At 68.1% G+C, this 17,557-nt stretch carries 13 protein-coding genes and 1 pseudogene; 3 read left to right on the top strand and 11 right to left on the bottom strand.

Annotated elements, in window-relative coordinates; all coding sequences use genetic code 11:
- Positions 1-141: 141 nt before the first annotated feature.
- The 4 genes from ACFYNL_RS39255 to ACFYNL_RS39240 all read right to left on the bottom strand — a co-directional run bounded on the left by ACFYNL_RS39255 (position 142) and on the right by ACFYNL_RS39240 (position 2,680).
- The gene (locus tag ACFYNL_RS39255; RefSeq protein WP_388812960.1) at positions 142-897 is read right to left on the bottom strand and encodes a hypothetical protein; all 756 of its coding nucleotides are present in this window, start codon (positions 895-897) and stop codon (positions 142-144) included.
- A gap of 9 nt (positions 898-906) precedes the next feature.
- Positions 907-1,542, bottom strand: coding sequence for a hypothetical protein (locus ACFYNL_RS39250; RefSeq protein WP_388812957.1), 636 nt, complete (start codon positions 1,540-1,542; stop codon positions 907-909).
- Between the two features lie 329 nt (positions 1,543-1,871).
- A complete protein-coding gene (locus tag ACFYNL_RS39245) occupies positions 1,872-2,153 on the bottom strand; it encodes a hypothetical protein (protein WP_388812956.1) in 282 nt (93 codons plus the stop codon).
- Complete coding sequence (locus ACFYNL_RS39240) at positions 2,150-2,680, bottom strand: cytochrome P450 (RefSeq protein WP_388812953.1); 531 nt, start codon at positions 2,678-2,680, stop codon at positions 2,150-2,152. The genes ACFYNL_RS39245 and ACFYNL_RS39240 overlap by 4 nt, the downstream gene beginning before the upstream one ends.
- Positions 2,681-3,673: 993 nt before the next feature.
- Here ACFYNL_RS39240 and ACFYNL_RS39235 point away from each other — a divergent pair.
- Positions 3,674-8,419, top strand: coding sequence for a CHAT domain-containing protein (locus tag ACFYNL_RS39235; protein WP_388812951.1), 4,746 nt, complete (start codon positions 3,674-3,676; stop codon positions 8,417-8,419).
- A 9-nt stretch (positions 8,420-8,428) separates the two neighbouring features.
- On the opposite strand, the gene ACFYNL_RS39230 is transcribed toward ACFYNL_RS39235, so the two are convergent.
- Positions 8,429-9,421 carry a hypothetical protein gene (locus ACFYNL_RS39230; protein WP_388812949.1) on the bottom strand — a complete coding sequence of 331 codons (993 nt, stop codon included), beginning with the start codon at positions 9,419-9,421 and terminating at the stop codon, positions 8,429-8,431.
- Between the two features lie 547 nt (positions 9,422-9,968).
- Entirely contained in the window at positions 9,969-10,175 is a 207-nt protein-coding gene (locus tag ACFYNL_RS39225; RefSeq protein WP_388812946.1) for a pRL2-8, read from the bottom strand.
- Positions 10,176-10,723: 548 nt separating this feature from the next.
- Between ACFYNL_RS39225 and ACFYNL_RS39220 the strand changes: the two genes are divergently transcribed.
- Entirely contained in the window at positions 10,724-11,482 is a 759-nt protein-coding gene (locus tag ACFYNL_RS39220) for an SCO4225 family membrane protein (RefSeq protein WP_388812944.1), read from the top strand.
- 13 nt (positions 11,483-11,495) lie between these two features.
- Here ACFYNL_RS39220 and ACFYNL_RS39215 read toward each other — a convergent pair whose 3' ends face one another.
- Entirely contained in the window at positions 11,496-11,978 is a 483-nt protein-coding gene (locus ACFYNL_RS39215) for an amino acid permease (protein WP_388812943.1), read from the bottom strand.
- A 286-nt stretch (positions 11,979-12,264) separates the two neighbouring features.
- Here ACFYNL_RS39215 and ACFYNL_RS39210 point away from each other — a divergent pair, with 286 nt between their 5' ends.
- A complete protein-coding gene (locus tag ACFYNL_RS39210; RefSeq protein ID WP_388812940.1) occupies positions 12,265-12,621 on the top strand; it encodes a DoxX family protein in 357 nt (118 codons plus the stop codon).
- Positions 12,622-13,551: 930 nt separating this feature from the next.
- Here ACFYNL_RS39210 and ACFYNL_RS39205 read toward each other — a convergent pair.
- The 4 genes and pseudogenes from ACFYNL_RS39205 to ACFYNL_RS39190 form a co-directional block, all read right to left on the bottom strand.
- On the bottom strand, positions 13,552-14,316 hold the full coding sequence (locus tag ACFYNL_RS39205; protein WP_388812937.1) for an ATP-binding cassette domain-containing protein: 765 nt from the start codon (positions 14,314-14,316) through the stop codon (positions 13,552-13,554).
- Positions 14,313-14,957, bottom strand: coding sequence for a hypothetical protein (locus ACFYNL_RS39200; protein WP_388812934.1), 645 nt, complete (start codon positions 14,955-14,957; stop codon positions 14,313-14,315). The genes ACFYNL_RS39205 and ACFYNL_RS39200 overlap by 4 nt, the downstream gene beginning before the upstream one ends.
- Before the next feature lie 5 nt (positions 14,958-14,962).
- The gene (locus tag ACFYNL_RS39195) at positions 14,963-16,303 is read right to left on the bottom strand and encodes a hypothetical protein (protein WP_388812932.1); all 1,341 of its coding nucleotides are present in this window, start codon (positions 16,301-16,303) and stop codon (positions 14,963-14,965) included.
- A 414-nt stretch (positions 16,304-16,717) separates the two neighbouring features.
- Positions 16,718-17,424 (bottom strand): annotated as a pseudogene (locus ACFYNL_RS39190) (transposase family protein).
- Between the last annotated feature and the right edge of the window lie 133 nt (positions 17,425-17,557).

Here is a 17,557-nt window from a genome sequence, read left to right as displayed (position 1 = left end):
TGCATGACGCCGTGGCGGAGCCGGCACACCGTGTGCGGGCGGATCAGCACGCCGACGCTGTCGAAAATCGGCAACGGCCGGGGCTGCCGCTACTGTGCGCTGCACGGATCTGTAGGCCGTCAAGTGGGGTGGTGCTGGTGCCTACTCGGGTTCCGTGGGTGCTTGAGAGGTGTTGAGTCGGCTGGCGACGTAGCTGGCGCGGTCTCCTCCGTTGAGCTTGTGCCAGTTGTGGGCTGTGCCGTCGGCGAGGCCGAGGAGATCGGCGAGCATCTTCCAGTGGACGGCGCCGACCATGGCCAGCCAGGCCCCGTTGCGGGCCTTGCTGGTGCTGGGGATGCCCAGGCGTGTCAGTCGTCTCTGCAGGGTGTTGGAGGCCACGGGCTGGTCGGGACTGAGGCCGGGGAAGAGGTAGGGCGTCTCGCGCCTCCTGAGTGGGGCTGCCAGTGGGCGTCGTTCGTTGATCAGTTGTTGGAGCAGTGTCGACAGCCGTGGCCGGAGCCAGAGTGGGTCCCGGCCGAGTTGAAGACCGAAGACGCCGGGCTCCTCTGGGTGGACCAGGACGTGATCTGTCGTGAGCTTCACCAGTCGGTCGGTTCGCAGCCCGTATTGCAGGACGAGACAGCCGGCGACACGGTCGGTGATGTGCTCAGACTCGTCGGTCTCCAAGCGGAGAGCGGTGAGGATCCGATCGGCATCGCTCATGATCGACCGGTTGACGGTCCTGGTCGCGGTGGCGATCGCGACGTTCTGGGGGATCAAGTGGCAGGTTGCGGCCCAGAGCAAGAACGAGCGGGCCTGGTTCTGGCGGCTCTTGTTGGCGATCAGCCATCGGTCGACGAGGGTCTGGGTGACGCTGTCGAGAGTGGTGCCGCGGCGGCGGATGTGGGTGAGCAACACGTGTGCCGTCTACAGCTTTCGGCGGAGGTGCTCGCGCTGGAACCGGTTGAGACCGGACCGTTCGAGGCGGTGGTGTGCGAGGGGCATGAGATGCCAGCGTGCGTATCGGGCAAGGACAGTCTTGTCGTGCGGGTCCGTCACCCCGTCGAGACATACCTTGATGTCCCGCTTGAACTGGGCAAGTTGCTCCTCGCGCGGCTCCAGCACTTCGGCGAGCACCAGCAGTGCGCGTAGGTGCTGAACGGACGCTGTTTGCCGCAGGGCGTCCAGGGCCTCGTGTGAGCATTCCAGGTCACCGCTGGCCATCGCCCGGATCAGCTGACCGCCGGGCCGTCGCAAGTAGAGGGCCAGGGAGTACGGCTGCTCGTACTGCTCCAGGACTTCGGCCAGCGGGGCCAGCTGGGGCGAGCGTTTGCCGTCCGGGCCGGCGAACGTCTCGTCGAGCTCCTGCAGAGCCCGACAGCGGGGGCACTGACCGTGCAGAAGTCTGCCCATCGCGCTGCAAGTCGGGCAGCGGTAGGCGAAGTTGACTCCGGCGCACTCCGGGCAGATCGGACCTGCGTCCTCCTGGCGGAAGACGGCCGCCAGCCGGCCGCATCGGTGGCAGTCCGCGTGGGTGAAGCGGACCTCGTCGACGCAGGGCAAGCAGACCGGGCCTTCCGGCCAGCGACGCTCGGCTCTGGCGAGCGTCCCGCAGCGGGCGCAGGGGACACTCGCTGCCCCGTAGCACGAGACGCAGCGTGGTATGCCGTCCCAGCTCGGCATCGGCATGGAAGGGTTCTGTCCGCAGTTGCCGCAGGTGGGGCCGGGGGCGAGCGTGCTGCCAGCAGGCCGAGCACCACGGTCCGCGGGCGTCACGGGCGGTGACCACCTTCGTGATGCCGCAGCCGGAGCACGGTTGCGCTGCCATGGCCGCCACCGACCCGAACCTTGGCCCCCTCTGAAAATCCGCTGGGACGGCCGGGGTTGGCTCCCTAACCTCGCCTGATGACGTGGGGTTCCCCGAGGCGGCGAGGGGCCGGTTGGTCGAGCAGTCGGCCGCCGAACTGGCCGGGCGACGGCACGATGAGGTGCAGCCGGTTCGGATCGGTGCCGGTCAGCGTGGTCGCGTACTCCAGGAAGCCCGGGTCGGGCGGGGCGCACAGGACGACCAGGTCGCCGTCGCGGGCCCCCCACAGGGCGCGCTGCGTCCACGCCCGCAGGTCGCGCCGGTCACGGATAGCGGGGTCGATGTGATTACCGATGATGATCCTCAACGCGTGCTCCCAATGGCGCGAAAAGCGGGGGTCAGGGCCGGAGGGTGACGGACAGGTCGTCGAAGGCCCGCATGGTGGCGGTGCGCCGGCGCCGTGCGGATCCGGCCGCCCGCAGGGCGCGCGGGTGCTCGGCGAGGGCGTCGACGAGTGGCGAGAAGGACACGCTGGGCGACGGTGGTGCCCAGGCAGGCGTGGGTTCCCCAGCCGTAGCTGAGGTGCCTATTCGGTGAGCGGTCCAGAAGCAGCTCGTCCGGGTGCTCGAAGTGGTCGGGGTCGCGGTTGGCCGCCTGGAAGAGCACCGTCACCGCATCGCCACGGCGGACCGTGATGTCTCCGAACGTGACGTCGGCGGCGGCCAGGCGGGTAGTCCCCTGTACGGGGCCGTCGTAGCGCACCAGCTCGTCCACGCCGGTGGCGCGCAGCTGAGGCGCCGCCCGCAGCGCGTGCTGGGCGTCGGGGTGGCGGGCCAGGGTGTCGAAGGCGTTGCCGATCGCCGCGGCCAGGGTGCTGTAGCCGCCTTGGAACATCACGGGCGGTGTGCCTGACGTACTGCTCGAGCTCGAGGCCGGCATCGTCTGTACGAGCGCGGACGTGGCCGAGCAGGCCGGTGGGGCGGCCGCTGTCGTTGAACCAGGACTCCACCAGGTCGCTCAGGCGCTGTTTGGCCTGACGGCCCGGCTCGATCAGCTCAGGGTTCAGGCCGCCGTCCATGCTGCGCATGATCGTGTCGGACACGGGTGCCCACTCGCTGAGGGGCGGCGGGGCGACCCCGAGGAGATCGGCGATGGCGGCCAGGGCAACAGGCTGGGCGAGCTCGCCCATGACCTCCCAAGTCGGCTGACAGGCGAGGCGGTCCAGCCGGGCACCGATGTCCCGGCAGGCGCGCTCCTGCAACGCCGGCAGGTCCTGCGCGTGCAGCGCTGCCATGAACCGCGACCGCACCGTCGCCTGGTGCGGCGGGTCGAGGACCTGCACGCTCAACGACGACGCGGGCACGGTACGGCCCAGTCGCCTGGGGTCGCGGGCGAAGTGCTCGTGGTCGCGCAGGACGCGGACGCAGTCGGTGTATCGGGTGACCAGCCAGCACTCCATCTGCTCGTGCCAGATGACCGGCGCGTGTGTGCGCAGCGCCGCGAGCACCGGATAGGGGTCGATGAGCGTGGCGTCGTCCAGCGGGTCGTAGGGCGCCGGGCAGGTAGGCATCACGGCCATGTCCTCGTCCTTCGATGGGGTTGGGGGACGATCCCGGCCGCCGGCAGACGCCGGCGGCCGGGACGAACGGACTGCGGGGAGTGCGATGGCGATCAGTGGTCGTACGACATGGCGCCCCTCCTTCCGTCCGGAGGTGTCATCACCCGGATCAGGCGGTGTGCAAGCAGCGTGGCCCGTCCCCTGACGGGAGGGCATTGCGCCTGTTCAGGGCCCAGATTGCGGCGAGCCGCAATGCGCGTTTTCGCCCTGCCGGGGCGGGTGCCGCTCGGCTACCGTGAACGGCATAAGACCGGTCAGACGGGGGTGCCATGGCCGCCGCAATCACCCGCTCGCGACGTGCCGCCATCGCGCGGGAATCCGCACTGATCCGCAAGCGCTGCCAGCGCTCCGGCTTCACCATCGAGCACATCGCCGCGGCTATCCGCGAGGAACTCCCGGAGGTCACCGACCTCGAGGCGTGGCGGCTCGCGCTGGGCTGGTCGAGAGCCGACACCATCGCCCAGATCGGCGAGCTGTACATCGCCGACGGGCTGCTGCCGCCAGGCTTATCGGAGTCAATGCTGTGCCGGTGGGAACACGACCCGGACGACTGGCCCGGCCAGGAATACGCGGTGATGCTGTGCCGCGCCTACCGCGCCCAGCCCGGGCAACTGGGCCTGCTGGGGCGCGTACGGCAGTTGTCGGCATGGACAGCCGAGGTGATCGGGTACGGTCGCCACGACGCCGGCGTCGCCGCATCCGGCCGGCAGGAAGGGGCGGATCCGATGACCACCGATGCTGGGCTCCCGTCGGTCAGAGAGTCCCTCCAGCTTGCGCTCCTAGCCGAACCCGGCGGCAGCCCGCTGGTGGACGAACTCGCCGAAGCCGCTGCCGACCACTACCACTTGAACTACAGCAAGCACCCGGTACCGGTGCTGTTCCGGGAGGTCCGCGCGGCCCGCGCCCTGCTGGCTGGGCTGCTCTCCCCCGACGGCGAAGGCACGGAGCTGCAGCGGCAGGTCGGCCGGCTGCCAGGGCTCCTGGGCAACCTCGCCTTCCACCTGAACGACGCGGCCGGCGCGCGCACTCATCTCGGCACCGCTGTGGCATACGCGAACCGGTGCGGCGATACAGCGCTGACCGCGTGGGCATGCGGGGCGCAGAGCATGGTGGCCCGCAGTACCGGCAACCTGACCGCGGCGCTCTCCTACGCCGAACGCGGTGCGGCCGCGGCCCCCGGCGGCCTGGTCCGGGCGCAGTTGCACGCCTGGGCCCTGTTGCCCACCCTCGCCCAGCAGGGCCGCGACCGGGAGGCAAACGCTGCCCTGGACGTAGCGCTGGCAGAACTCGAGGCCGATACGGCGGGGGAAGCGCTGGGCCGGTTCGGGTTCGACGAGGCGGAACTCGCCCTGCACCAGGCCGAGGCGCACCTCGTGCTGGGACGCACCGATCAAACCCGTGCGCGCGCGGAGGTCTCCGCGGCCGCGTGCACGTCCGGCACCCCCGGGTGGGCGGCCGCCACCCTCGTGCTCGCCCAGGCCGAGGCCTCCGATCAGCCGGCCGACGCTGCCGTCAGCGCGCTCTGGACGTCCTCGATCAGGTCCCGGCGAGCCGACTGCGTGCGACCGCCCGCACCCGGCTGGGGCGCCTGGATGGACTGCTCGCTGCCCGGCCTGCCGAGAATGTCGCCGACTTCCGCGAACGCCTGCGTACCTTGCCGCCTCCCGTGGACGCGTACGGGGCTGCCACCGCCTGAGCAGGGCGCTACGCCATGGCTCGGACGATGGGGGTCGCGTGGCAGCTCACGAGGCGGCTTCAATGAGGGGGTGTTCGTGAAACGGCGCACGCGAAAAGGGCTCCTGCGCGAAGCTCTAGCCGCGCAGGACCGGTATTGGGAGGTGCAGGATGGCGACGCGCTTGAAACTGCCATCAATGCAACTCTGAGGGCTGCGGATGCTTATCCGCTTCGAAATAAGAACCGGGTGGCCATGTTGGGTACCGCAGCCATCTTGCTGCGGGGGCGATACGAACACACGGGCGCGCACGACGACATCAACGCAGCGGTAACTCTTGGGTGCATCGCTCAATCGGAAATCGGGGCAGATGCCGGTGATCGGAACCACATCCTCATCGAGCTGACAATCGCCTTGACAGAGCGCCACAAGCTCACCGAGCGCCAAGAAGACCTGGATCTGGTCACAGAGATCGGCGAACACGTGCTCGCAGGGCTGCGGGGCAAACATGTCACTGCCAACGACATGTACCTGGCGAGCGTCATTCTGGCGCAGCGTTTCGAACGCTCCCGTGATGTTTCCGACCTGGATGCCGCCCTGGCGGCCATGGCAGCTGCGGCAGACGGCCGCGACCCCGTCACGAAGCCATCTCACCTCTCTCAGTTAGGCAATGGGTTCCTGACGCGCTACGAGCTCACGAAAGAACCCAGAGACCTCGACGCGGCCGTCGCGGCGCTGGAGGACGCGGTGGTCCAAGCGGCTTCGGTAGGGCATCGCATGCTGCCGGAGGCATTCGAAGAACTGAGCGACGCCTGGACTCTTCGCTTTGAGCATCGGGGCGATCCTGCCGACCTGAAGGGGGCCATCACTGCTCTCCGAGATTCTCTGCAGGCGAATGCTCTGCGCGGGGTACCCTCCGCCTCCCAGCAGGGCGAGCTACTGGCCAAGCTGGCGCGGGGGCTAGCAATGAGCGCAGAGGTGAACGGTGACCCGGATTGCCTTGACGAGGCGATCTACACCGGGCGGCGTGCCGCGGAAGTATTCCCCTCAGACAGCCCGTACCGGGCCCTGTACCTGGCTAATCTCAGTACGGATCTGGTCCGACGCTACGAACTCACCGGCGCCTTAGAGGACCTGGAAGCGGCTGTCCAGTCCGCAGAGGAGGCGCTGGAGGCCGCGCCTGCCAACGAACGCAATCGGCCCAACTATCTCGATCACCTCGGCACCGCCCTGCGACTGCGGTACGAGCGAGCACGTGATCCGGCCGACCTCAGAGCCGCAGTGGACTATGCGCACCAAGCGGTCGCGTGTACGCCGGGCGACGATCCGGCCCTTCCGGCTCAACTGACCAACCTCAGCAACGCGCTCACGGTCCGGTACGAAACCCACGGCGCGCTCGAGGACCTGGACGAGGCGGTGGCGGCCGTTCGGCGAGCGGTGGAGCTGACCGGCAGCGACAGTCTCAGTATCGGGTGGCGGCTGAGCACCTTGGGATCGTTGCTGCAGATCCGCTCCAAGGACACGGGGAGCTTGGCGGACGCGGACGAGGCTGTGCGGGCGAGCGAGCAAGCGGTAGAGGCTCTGCCCGCCAAACACCGGGTTCGTGCCGCATGCTTGAACAACCTCGCCGTAGCGCTCAGCACCAGGTACGAATTGACAGGTGACAGCTCCGACGCGAACGCCGCCCTGCGTATTTATGCTCAAACTGTGCGCCTCAGCCACGCCCCTCCATCAGTCAGAGTCCGAGCCGCGCACAACGCCACCGCGCTGGCTGCGGACGGACGCGTCAGCGAGGTAGCGCAGCTGCTGGAGATCGCTGTCCGGCTACTGCCGGAAGTCGCTCCCCGCCGCCTCGTCCGCCGAGACCAGCAGCACGCGCTTCAACAGACCACTCCGCTGGCCGCCAACGCGGCCGCGCTGGCCCTCGCCGACCCCGAGGGTGGCGACGAACAGCAACGCGCGGAGCGGGCGCTCACGATGCTGGAGCAGGGCCGATCTGTATTGCTCAGCCAGGCTCTGGACACTCGCAGCGACCTTACCGAGCTGCGGCGGCACCATCCGGACCATGCCGCCCGCTTCGTACAGCTACGCGACGCGCTGGACAGGGACAGCACGTCAGAGAGTAAGGACGCCAAAGCGTTGGCTTCCGAATTCGCCGGGCTAATTGAGCACATACGCTCATTCGATGGATTCGCTTCATTTCTGCTTCCGCCTGGACCTCAAGAACTGCTGACACAAGCGCGCCACGGCCCGGTAGTAGTCCTCAATGTGAGTGACTTCCGCAGCGATGCGCTTCTGCTGACCGACGGCGGTATCGCCCAGCTAGATCTGCCCGACCTGACTGTGGTAGCCCTATCCGAACGTGTCGACGCCTTCTACGCCGCCCTCCGCTCCGTGTCCGACCCCGACGTTCACCGAATCCGACGGGCTCATGCGCTCAAGGTGGTGCAGTCAACGCTGGAATGGCTGTGGGACGTGGCTGCGGAGCCCGTCCTGGAGGCCTTGGAGTTCCAGCCGGTGCCGGCAGGCGGAGAGTGGCCACGCCTGTGGTGGGCGCCCGGGCCGGTCGGCCTGCTCCCCCTGCACGCGGCTGGATACCACTCCACGTCTGCGGCAGCTGCCAGCGGCCAAACAGTCATTGACCGAGTTATCCCCTCGTACACGCCTACGGTTCGAGCCCTGAGTCATGCCCGGCGAATCGTGCGCGCGCCTGCCGGCCGGCCGCTCGTCGTGGCGATGCCGACCACCCCGGATGCCCCTCCCCTTCGTCATGTCGCGCGGGAAGCACAGTTGTTGGTCGACGAGCTGTTGCCCGACGCCGCACTGCTCATGGAAAGGGATGGGCCGTCCCCATACCCCCCACCGACGAAGGCTTCAGTCATGGATCTGCTGCCCTGCAGCCCCATCGTCCACTTCGCCTGCCACGGCAGCGTTGATGCGACCGAACCGTCACGCAACTCGCTGCTGCTGTCCGACCATGAGACGGATCCGCTGACCGTCGCTGATTTCGACGCGATCCGGTTTGAATCTGCCCAGTTGGCCTATCTGTCGGCCTGTCGCACCGCCTTCAGTGGGTCCTTCGAGCTGGTCCACGAGTCCATACACCTCACCTCGGCATTCCAGCTCGCCGGCTTCCGCCATGTCGTAGGCACCCTGTGGGAAATCGACGACGCGTTCGCCGTCACTATGGCAAAGGCGTTCTACTCGCGGCTTGCCCGCGGACAAGCAGGGATCGACCCCTCTCAGTCCGCCCACGCCCTCCACCATGCAGTCCGGGCTGCTCGCGATGCCTCTCCCAGAGCAGCGGCACTGTGGGCTGCGTACATGCATGCAGGCGCCTGACGGATGGCCTTAACTCGTGCTCCCAGGGGGCGGAAGCGCCGCCAGCCGGATGAGTTCTTCTCGGCCCTGTAGCGCACAGGTGATCGCCCAACCCATCCCCGAGTTCAAAGGGCCCTCATTGTCCAGGCCCAGCTGCCGCGCCAAGTCACCGGCATACAGCCGGGTGGCGGCCTCCAGAAGGGTGGCGTACGTGTCGGCCAAGTGCCAGGCACGGCGCCGTCCGGTGGCCATGACACCGACCCCGACCAGTCCCGCCGGCCACCACACTGCCGCCGCCATCAAATACAGCAGCCCCCATCCGACCAGAACCGTCGCGCGAGTCAACGCCACACGGACGGCCGTGAGTTCACTGCGGGTTACATCGGGCACAGTCAGCCACAGGTGCGGCCAGGCCGTGGCGAAGTCGAGCGCATATGCGCGGTCCAATTTCACCGTGACACCGTGGACGCGATCGCCTATCCACGTAGGACGGGCCGGTCGCTCTGCGGCGATACGCCTCACCGACTGTCGCGCCGTTTCCAGAGCGGCAGCGGCGTTAGCCGCTGCGTCGGGCCGTTCCCGATCGGCCGGCACGGCGTAGGCGCGGGCAGCCTCGACCCGCAGCCTCTCCCGGGTACGCTCTGCATCAGCCCATCGCTTCTGCCGCTTCCGGGTGCGCCATGCGGCCAAATGCCGCAACGGTGGCGGCCATGCGATCCAGTCGGCGGCAAACCACAGCCGCTCGATCCCACCTCCCAAGCCCTGGGCGACGAATCCGGCGGCCGACGCAGCAAGCAGGGCGGCCAACAGGATCACCGCGAGGCCGCCGCCTGTGCTCGTCTGAGGTGACGTGGCCAGATCGTGAATCCCGTCGGTGAGCCGACCCACGTCGAAGGGATGACGGTGACCAAGGGCATGGCCGACCGTCAGTGTGGCGACGTAGAGCGCACCGGGAAGCACAAGAAGCGTCAGCCAGCGGTCGGCGAGCTGTTTGCCCAACTCGGCCAAAAAGTTGGACGCCATCAGAGTCTCCTCCAACGCAGATGCTCGGCAAAGATCTGGCACCGCGGTGGCTCCGTGGCCTGAACATGCGGCCACCACACGCGCGCACACCGACTGCCTGGACAGAGGAAGACGACATCTACCTCCCGGCTGCCCGCAACCCCCGTGGGCCGGATGTCCGATCGGCGCGTACCAGTGAAGACGTCGAGCGCATCATCGTCCTCTCCCAACAGTTCGTCGATCCGCTGAAGCGGACCGGACGCGTCGCCGCCGCTGCGCACTACCTCGACGAGTCGGTCCAGACACGCCACCTCGCCCGCGTCATGCAAGACTGCTCGGATGGCATCGAGATCCCTGCACACTTGCGCGATTTTGTCGGCCATCGCCTCGTGCCGCTGATGGCTATGGGTTCCCTCCCCCATGCGCCTCTCCTGATCATCCCCGGGGCCGGTAAGGCTCTGCGAGCCTCTCGACCAATATCTCCCGCATCGGAGCCTTCCATGCTTTGCGGGGTAGGTGGCCGGGGTGTTCATGGTGGTGGAGCGCAGGTCGATCAGGAGAGCGCCGGTCACGAATCGCCGTGGGCGATGCTGGGGCCGAAGTGCCGCCACCACCAGATGGATTCCTTGTTGGGCACGATCATCGAGCCGTGGCCGTTGATCATGTGGTCCACGCACTGCGGGCAGTCCTCTCGAGGGCCAAGCATGCGGTGGATGCTCGGGTCGTGGGCGTGCTGCCAGCACTGCCTGCACTCGCCAGGAGGCGTGTCCTTCATTCCGGTCTCCGCTCAGAAGCAGGTGTCTTCGGTGGGGCCGCTCTGCTGCAGAGGCGGTTTGTCCAGGAGAGGGGAGGGGTCCACGGAGGGAGGCTGCTCGCCCGGTCAAGGGGCTGGTCGGGCTCGTCTGCGGTGCTCGCCACAGGGTGCTCCTGAAAGGTGGGGCGGGCTGATCCCGCCGGTCACCTTCTACAGGTTCGGTCTTCGGCTCCCGTATGACGCCGGTCCTGGAGAACCCCTCCGTCGTGACCGCATCGTGATCAGGCTGTCCTCTTGATGAGCCTCGTTGAACTTCCCCACCCGGCGCTCACAGGTTCCCCAGACCATGCTCACCTTGGTCCCCCACATGGCGCGCTGACCTGCGGACAATGCGAGTTCGACGAACGGGATTCACGGACCCACTGAGAGTGGAACACCACAGTGTGAGAGGTCTTGCGCAGACGCGTGCGGATTCTGCGGCCCTGCCGGTGAGTACCCGTACTCATGCCTGAGCGCGGCCCGTGGTCCACCGTGGAGATCACCAACGGACCGACCCGAGGAAACAACCGATGCCGACTGCGCCCCACCCCCGCCGTGTCCCGCGCCTGCGCCCACTCCTTGCGCTTGCTTCGGGCAACTGGCTCGCCCGGGGCTATCTGGCGGTATTCGCCGTCTCCTTCACGGCCATGTTGCTCTTCCCGGAGAGCGCCTTCGCCGGGAGCCCTCTGCTGCTGACGGCGCCCCTCTCCTTCCTGTGCATGTTCCTCCCTCTCGCCCCCGGCGCCGAGGTCGACGGGGCGGCCGACGTGACGGCGGTCGCGGTCTTCGCCGTATGGCTCCTCCTGTGCGCCCTCGTGAACGCTGCCGTGCTCGGCGCCCTCGCCACGAGGGCCGCGACCGCCACATCGGCCGCAGCGCGAGAGCCCCTCCCGCACGTCGCGGACCCGGCTGAGCAGAAGAGAACAGACATGACGGACCCTGCGGGCACCCGCCCGCAGGGGGTTCGGGCCTTGCTGGCGCCCGCGGTGGACAACTGGCTCGCGCGTGGCTACCTCGCCGTGGTCGCGGTGGCGCTGGGGTTCTTCCTGTGCGCCGAGTTCGTGCTGCCGGATCCCGGGTTCGCCGGGATCTGGCCGCTCATAGCCACGGCGCCGTTCAGCCTCCTCGCCATGGCGGTGTCGTCGCCCGTTGCGTACTACTCCTCGTTCGCCTGGTTGAGCCCGTTGATCTTCTCCGTCGGGGTGGCACTGTCCGGGCTGGTCAACGCCGTGCTGCTCGGCCTGCTCGCACGCAGGCTGCGGGCGCGGGAACCGCGCCCGGCCACCTGAGGGAAGCGCCGGATCAGTCGGCCGGGCCCAAGGCGTGCCGACTGAAGACGCGCATACTGCGCCGCAGAGTCCGGGGGGATCCACGAGCAGGGCGCGAGGCAGTCGGCAAGCCCGACCAGGGGATGATCCGCACGGGACGGCCCTCCTGCGGCCGCAGGGTCCAGGCGCAGGCGTTGGCGGCGGCGTAGTACGCCAGCACACCGAACCACGAGAACCCGATCGCCCCGCGCACGTCCGTGGTCGCCCCCAGCAGCGCCACCACCGCGCCGACCACCAACTCGGCGCGGTGTGGCACCTTAAACCGCAGGTGCACCGCGGTCACAGCCCGCGGCAGGCGCCCATCACGGGCCATGGCCAGCGTGGTCCGGGACACGCCGAGGGCCAACGCGAGCAGCGAGCCGAGCGCGGCCACGGCAGCACCGACGCGCACGACCGGGGTAAGCCAGTCGGCGCCTGCCGCCCCGGCCGCGTCCGACAACGGTGCGGCAGCCTCCACCAGCTCCTTCAGGCCGAGGACCGCCAGGACGGCGATGGCAACGCAGGAGTAGCACGTACGGCCAGTTGCTCGCCCCGGGGGCGGCCGGTGCGATCATCAGCGCACAGGAAGCATCTCCCCCGACAGCACCACCGCTTGGTGTTGCGCAACGACTACCAGGCGTTCGGGCCACTGGCACACCCGGCGGCCAACTTATGTCACAAATCGAGTCGCTGGCATGTCATCCAGAGAGCGTCATCCCACAACTGGGCGCCCAGCAACCTCGTCCCCACAGAGCGGAGAGAACGTGTTCGTCGCCTTCGTCACGGTCACCATCCTCGGCGCGGTCTTCAACGGTGCCGCCGCCGTCACATACCTGATCGGCCATGAATACCCCAAGACTCAGGCGGACATGAAGGGCATACCTCGGAAGTATGTACCGGTGCTGGGCACGTTGCTGGCAGCGGGCACCGTGGGGCTGCTGGCCGGGCTCGCCGTTCCGCTACTGGGAACTCTCGCCGCCTCCGGCCTCGTGCTGTACTTCATCGGCGCAATCATCGCCCACCTGCGGGTGGGCTCCCGCAACATCGTAGGCGGGATCGCGTTCATGGCCACCGCGGTGGCCGCTCTCACCCTGGGCCTGCTTTACCACGGCCCCTGGTAACCCGCGGGACGGCCGAGACTCGTCCGCAGCATCAGCTCACCGCAGCCGCGATGAACTTCCACCGCCTCAATGCATGGTGGGCCGGCACCCCAAGAGGCCGCACTCGCACATCTCACCTGGCATCCCTCCGGCCCGCCCGGTAGAACGCGGCAGGCCTGCGTCCACCGCGGGCTGGTCATCAGTCCCATGAGTTGCAAGTGGTGCGCCAAGAGTCTCCGGCCGCTGACGCGTGCGCCGTTGGCACCGCGAGCCCTTTCAGGCAGCCGCCCATGGAACACGGCAGATGTGCGGCGCCATGCCCTCTGGACACAGGGTCTTGATCACTGTCTTGCGGATCGCCCGCCACGTCCGCAGGGAGCACAGTAAGTGGACGCGCAGCTCTATGGGTTCCCGTGCGCCGCTGCTCTGGGCAGGATGTTCCACGGCCCACTGTTCCGCCAGGTGGTCGTACACGTCAGCGGTCGACAGCTCGCTGCCGGGAAAAGTGCGGACGATGGTCTCATCGACGATCCGGGCGCTACGGGATAACACAGTCTCCTCAACGAGTTTGCGGACCCATGTCAACCCCTGTTCGTCTGCGTACAAGCCGAATTTCAGGACGCGCGTCCTCATTGCATCAAGCCTTCGTGATCGTCGTCATCGCCCATGGCAGAAGGCGGTGGCGAACCAGGTGTAAACGGGAGCGAGTGTTGGTGATGCGGGCCATCCATTGATCGTCGCCACGAGTTGCCAGTAGCGCACGGTGTGTGGGTCGGCGGTTGTCTGCAGTCGGGCGAGGAGCCAGCGGCGCAGATCGCCGTCGTCAGCAGGCTGGCGCTGTGCGGCCAGGTCCCTTGTACCGCGGCGGCGTCGCTGGGGCACCAGTGACGCAAAGGGCCACAGCCCACGCTCCCCTTGTCCGGTCGCACCCGGTGGTCAGACACCTCTCAATCACCGCGCTTGGCGCGGCACGACGGACTGGACGCAACACCGGCATCCGGCGGTGCCCTCCGTCAGGAGGGTTTCTGCGATCACTGCGGTGTAGCCGCCTGCCTCCCTCAGTTCCTCTGGGGTCCCGTGGAAGGTCTTGCGGGACGCGTGGAGGAGGATCACTGTGTCACAGCAGGCGTACACGTCCTCCATGAGGTGGGTGGCCAAGACCACGGTCGTGGTGCCGCCCAGTCGCCGGAGCGTAGCGTGGAATCGGTCCCTCTCGGCGGGGTCAAGGCCGGTGGTGGGCTCGTCGAGCAGGAGCAGCTCAGGACGGTTGACCAGGGCCTGGGCGATCCCGACCCGGCGCTGCATCCCGCCGGAGAGGGTGCGGTACTTGTGGTCGATGCGCGCGGTCAGGCCGACCTGGTCCACGGCGCGTATCACGGCGTCGGGGGCGCTGCGGCCGGGCATGTCCTTGAGCCAGGCGGCGTAGCTGACACATTCTCGGACGGTGAAGCCGCGGAACATGCCGAACGTCTGCGGCAGGTAGCCGAGCCGGCGGCGGATCTCCAGCCGTTCGGCGGGGCGGCGCGGGTCACGGCCCAGCAGCTTCAGCTCGCCTTCCACGGCCGCGCCCGCCGTGGCCAGGACCCGCAGCAGGGAGCTCTTCCCGGCGCCGTTGGGCCCGAGCAGCGCATGGACGCCATGCCCGAGGTGCAGATCGAGATTGTCGATGGCGGTGGTGCGCCGGTGGCGTACGGTGAGTCTGGTTGCGCTGATCACCCGGACCTCAGATCGTTGAAGGAGTGGCGGCGGAGCACCAGCAGGGCGCTCAGCACTCCGGCGGCCGCGCTCCAGATGAATTGGGCGCCGCCGTCCAGCAGGTTCTTGAGGACTTTGAGCAGGACGGTGTCGAAGGAGCGGACTTGGCCGTCGGGGCGCATCGACAACTGTGCGACGGCGGTTACCACCACCACCCAGGAGGCCCCGGTTACGCAGGCAGCGGGCAGGCAGCCAATGTAGGAGCCCAGGACCAAGGTGGCGAGCGTCAGCGTCAGGGAGGGCACCAGCCAAGCGGCCGCCCACGCCGAGACGCCCACGCCCACCAGCGCCACGGCGACGAGCAGCGGCAGGCAGATGGCGAGCACGACGCCGGTGCGCAAGAGCAGCAGCCGCAGCCCTCCGGCCGGCATGCTGCGGATCACGGGCGCGAACGGATCCGCCTTGCCGCCGTAGCTGGCCGCCACGCACACCAGCGGCAGCAGCGGAGCGAGCAGCAGCAAGAACGGCAACGTCTCTTCTTCACCGGCCATCGCCCCGAACCAGGCACCTACCGCGCATACTCCGGTGACCGCCAGCGTCCAGGGCCACCGCAGGCCTGGCACAGCCCGCAGCCATGTAGGCAGGCAGGGCAGGGTGACCATCGTTGTCACCTTCCTTCAGGATCAGGGATAGGAGGTGGGGTAGCGCCGCGTTTCACGGCAGCTAGATACCGACCGATCCAAGCGGCGCGCTCTCGCGCGGAGAGGGCGTTCAGCCGGTTAACGCCGGAACGCTTCTCGGCGGTGAGCTCCTGCGCCGATGCGTCCGTCAGCCACGCGTGGAGCGCGTAGGCCTCCGGCGTGCCGGAGACGGAATCGCAATCAGAGCTGCCCTCGACAATGTCGGCAGCTATATCGCTGGTGGGGGACTGCCCCCGTATGGTGACCGCCCAAGGAGAACGGACGCCGCCCCTGCCGCCGCGCTCGCCACAGCCCGATAGCTCCTCACTTACATAGTCGGTCCCTACATAGTGGGTCCATACATAGTGGGTGGGTGCCTCGCGGACACCTTCCAGCCGCTGGGACAGCTGTGCTACTTGGCGCTGCAGTTGCTGCCGTTGACCTTCGTCCTCCACTGAGGTGCACACCGTGGGCGCATGTCCGGTACAGCGAATCTCCATTGTGTTGAACGCTGACACCGCGGTGCCGCCCGCCTTCGTCACGCCGAGCCCTAGCGCCACCGTCACCAGGGCCAGTGCCACTGCCGGCTTCCAGCAGCGGGCGCATAACAGCACTGCCACCACCGCCACCGCCCCGAACAGGACAGCCCAGCACCAGGGCAACCAGTGAGGCGGTTGGGGCGGCGCCCACAGCGCCGCATTGCTGGGAACTGGGTCTCCGGAAAAGCTGAGGTCAGTGGAACCGCCCAGCGCACGCCCCCAAGGGGTCTGCCAGAACACCGGTATTGCCAGGCTGACGATCGGGGCCGTCACCCGCAGCGGCACCGTCCGGCCCAGCAGATAGGCGATGCACGAGACAGCCACGATCACCGCCGCATCGACGATCATCATGTCGAGCGGTGCGCGGCCTACGGGCGCCGTCTGATAAGGCCACACCAACGGCACCACGGGCCACACCAACAACACCACGGTGGCCAGCACGTACCCGGTCAGCGGCCACACCACCCCAGAGACCAGGCCCACCAACTGGTACGGCACCGCTCCGCGCACGGATGTCTTAGCCATCCAACCGGAGTCATTGCGGACTTCTGCCCCGCCCTGCCACCCCGCCAAGAGCCCGGCGGCCGCACCGCCGAACCCCTTCCCGGCCTCACTGCACTGGCTGCCGATTTGGGCCCAGTCGGTCTGCAGGCCAGGTCCCTCGTACTTACCCTCCAACACGTACGACACCACCGCCACAGCTGTCGCCAGGGCCACCAGCGGCCCGGCCTGCCGCCGCAGGTTCGCCTTCAGCACGATGACGAGCGGCGTCCGCTGCTTCAAGAACATGCCTCTACGAGGTCCCCCAGGACGTCTGCGGTTCCTGGTGCACAGGGGTGTGAAGAGGCGGAACGGGGCGCACAGGGCGCACGGCGCCTGATAGTTGCGCGAGATGCGGACACAGCTGCATATAGCGCGCAAAGCGGCGGACCACTCGTCCTCCTGCTGCAGTGTCCGCTGCCACGGCACGGCATCCGGGCACCACATGGCGAACGAATGAGCGAACCGTGCACTCCTTAGCCATCGGCCCTCGGGTGAGACGTCCAGAGCGAGCTGTTGTGTATCACTCTCCGAGAGGCGAGGGTCTCGGGGTGGTCTTCGCCCAGCACCCGTGCTTGGTCTGCCAGGGTCTGCTAACGCCGCCTAAAGCGTGTTGCAGACGGCCGTGATTTTGCAGGTCAGGCCCGACCGCGGCTGTTCTGATCATGCGGCCAGGGCGAGGTTGTGCATGTGGGCGACGGCCTGGACCGCGTGGTGGAGGCCGTCGCCGTGCTGCCTGCAGTCGCGGAGGATCTTGTAGTTCTTCAGTCGGCCGATCGCATGCTCGACCCGCGCACGGACCCGGCGATGCTCCGCGTTGTCGGCTTCCTCCCCGGCCAGCAGGGGCCGGCCGGGTCGTTTGCGGTGCGGGACGACCAGGCGGTGTTGATGTAGGCGCCGTCGCCGAGCACGGTGACGCCCTGGCACCGGTCCGGCAGACCGGACTTGCGCCGCACGTGGGCGTCAGCTTTGTTGCCCGGGGCCGGCGAGCGGTAGCCACGATCAGGCCCGTGTCGACGTCGGTGATGACCTGCACGTTCGCGGAGAACCGGTAGTTGCGGCTCGAGGCACCGACCTTGCGGTCGCGGACCGGGACAAGCGTGCCGTCCACGATCCACAGCCGGTCTGCGGCATCGGCGGGACGTGAGGTCGGCTCAAGCGCGAGGAGGGGCCGGAGCCGCTGGATCACCCTGCACACCGTGGCCGACGAGACCCCGAACAGTGGAGCGAGCTGCCTCATGGTGAGGTTCGTCCGGTAGTAGACCGCCACCACCAGCACCCGGTCGGCAAGCAACCGTTCGAACTGCTTCATCCGCAGCCCCATGAACGTCTCCCACCCACAACGGATCAGCCCTCAACACCCCACACATGCAAGGAAAATTCGCTGCTCACGGCCTTCTGCAACACGCTTTACGACCTCGTGCATGGTTGGCCGTGGCTCGGCGCGGGAGTGGCTCGTTGAACCGAGCATGGTGGGGGCTGGGGCGCGTGAGTTGATCGTGG

This window comes from Streptomyces sp. NPDC007808 (assembly GCF_042868655.1).
GTDB lineage: Bacteria > Actinomycetota > Actinomycetes > Streptomycetales > Streptomycetaceae > Streptomyces.
The sequence above is the reverse complement of the archived record's forward strand: the minus strand, read 5'-3'. Positions and strand labels throughout refer to the sequence as shown.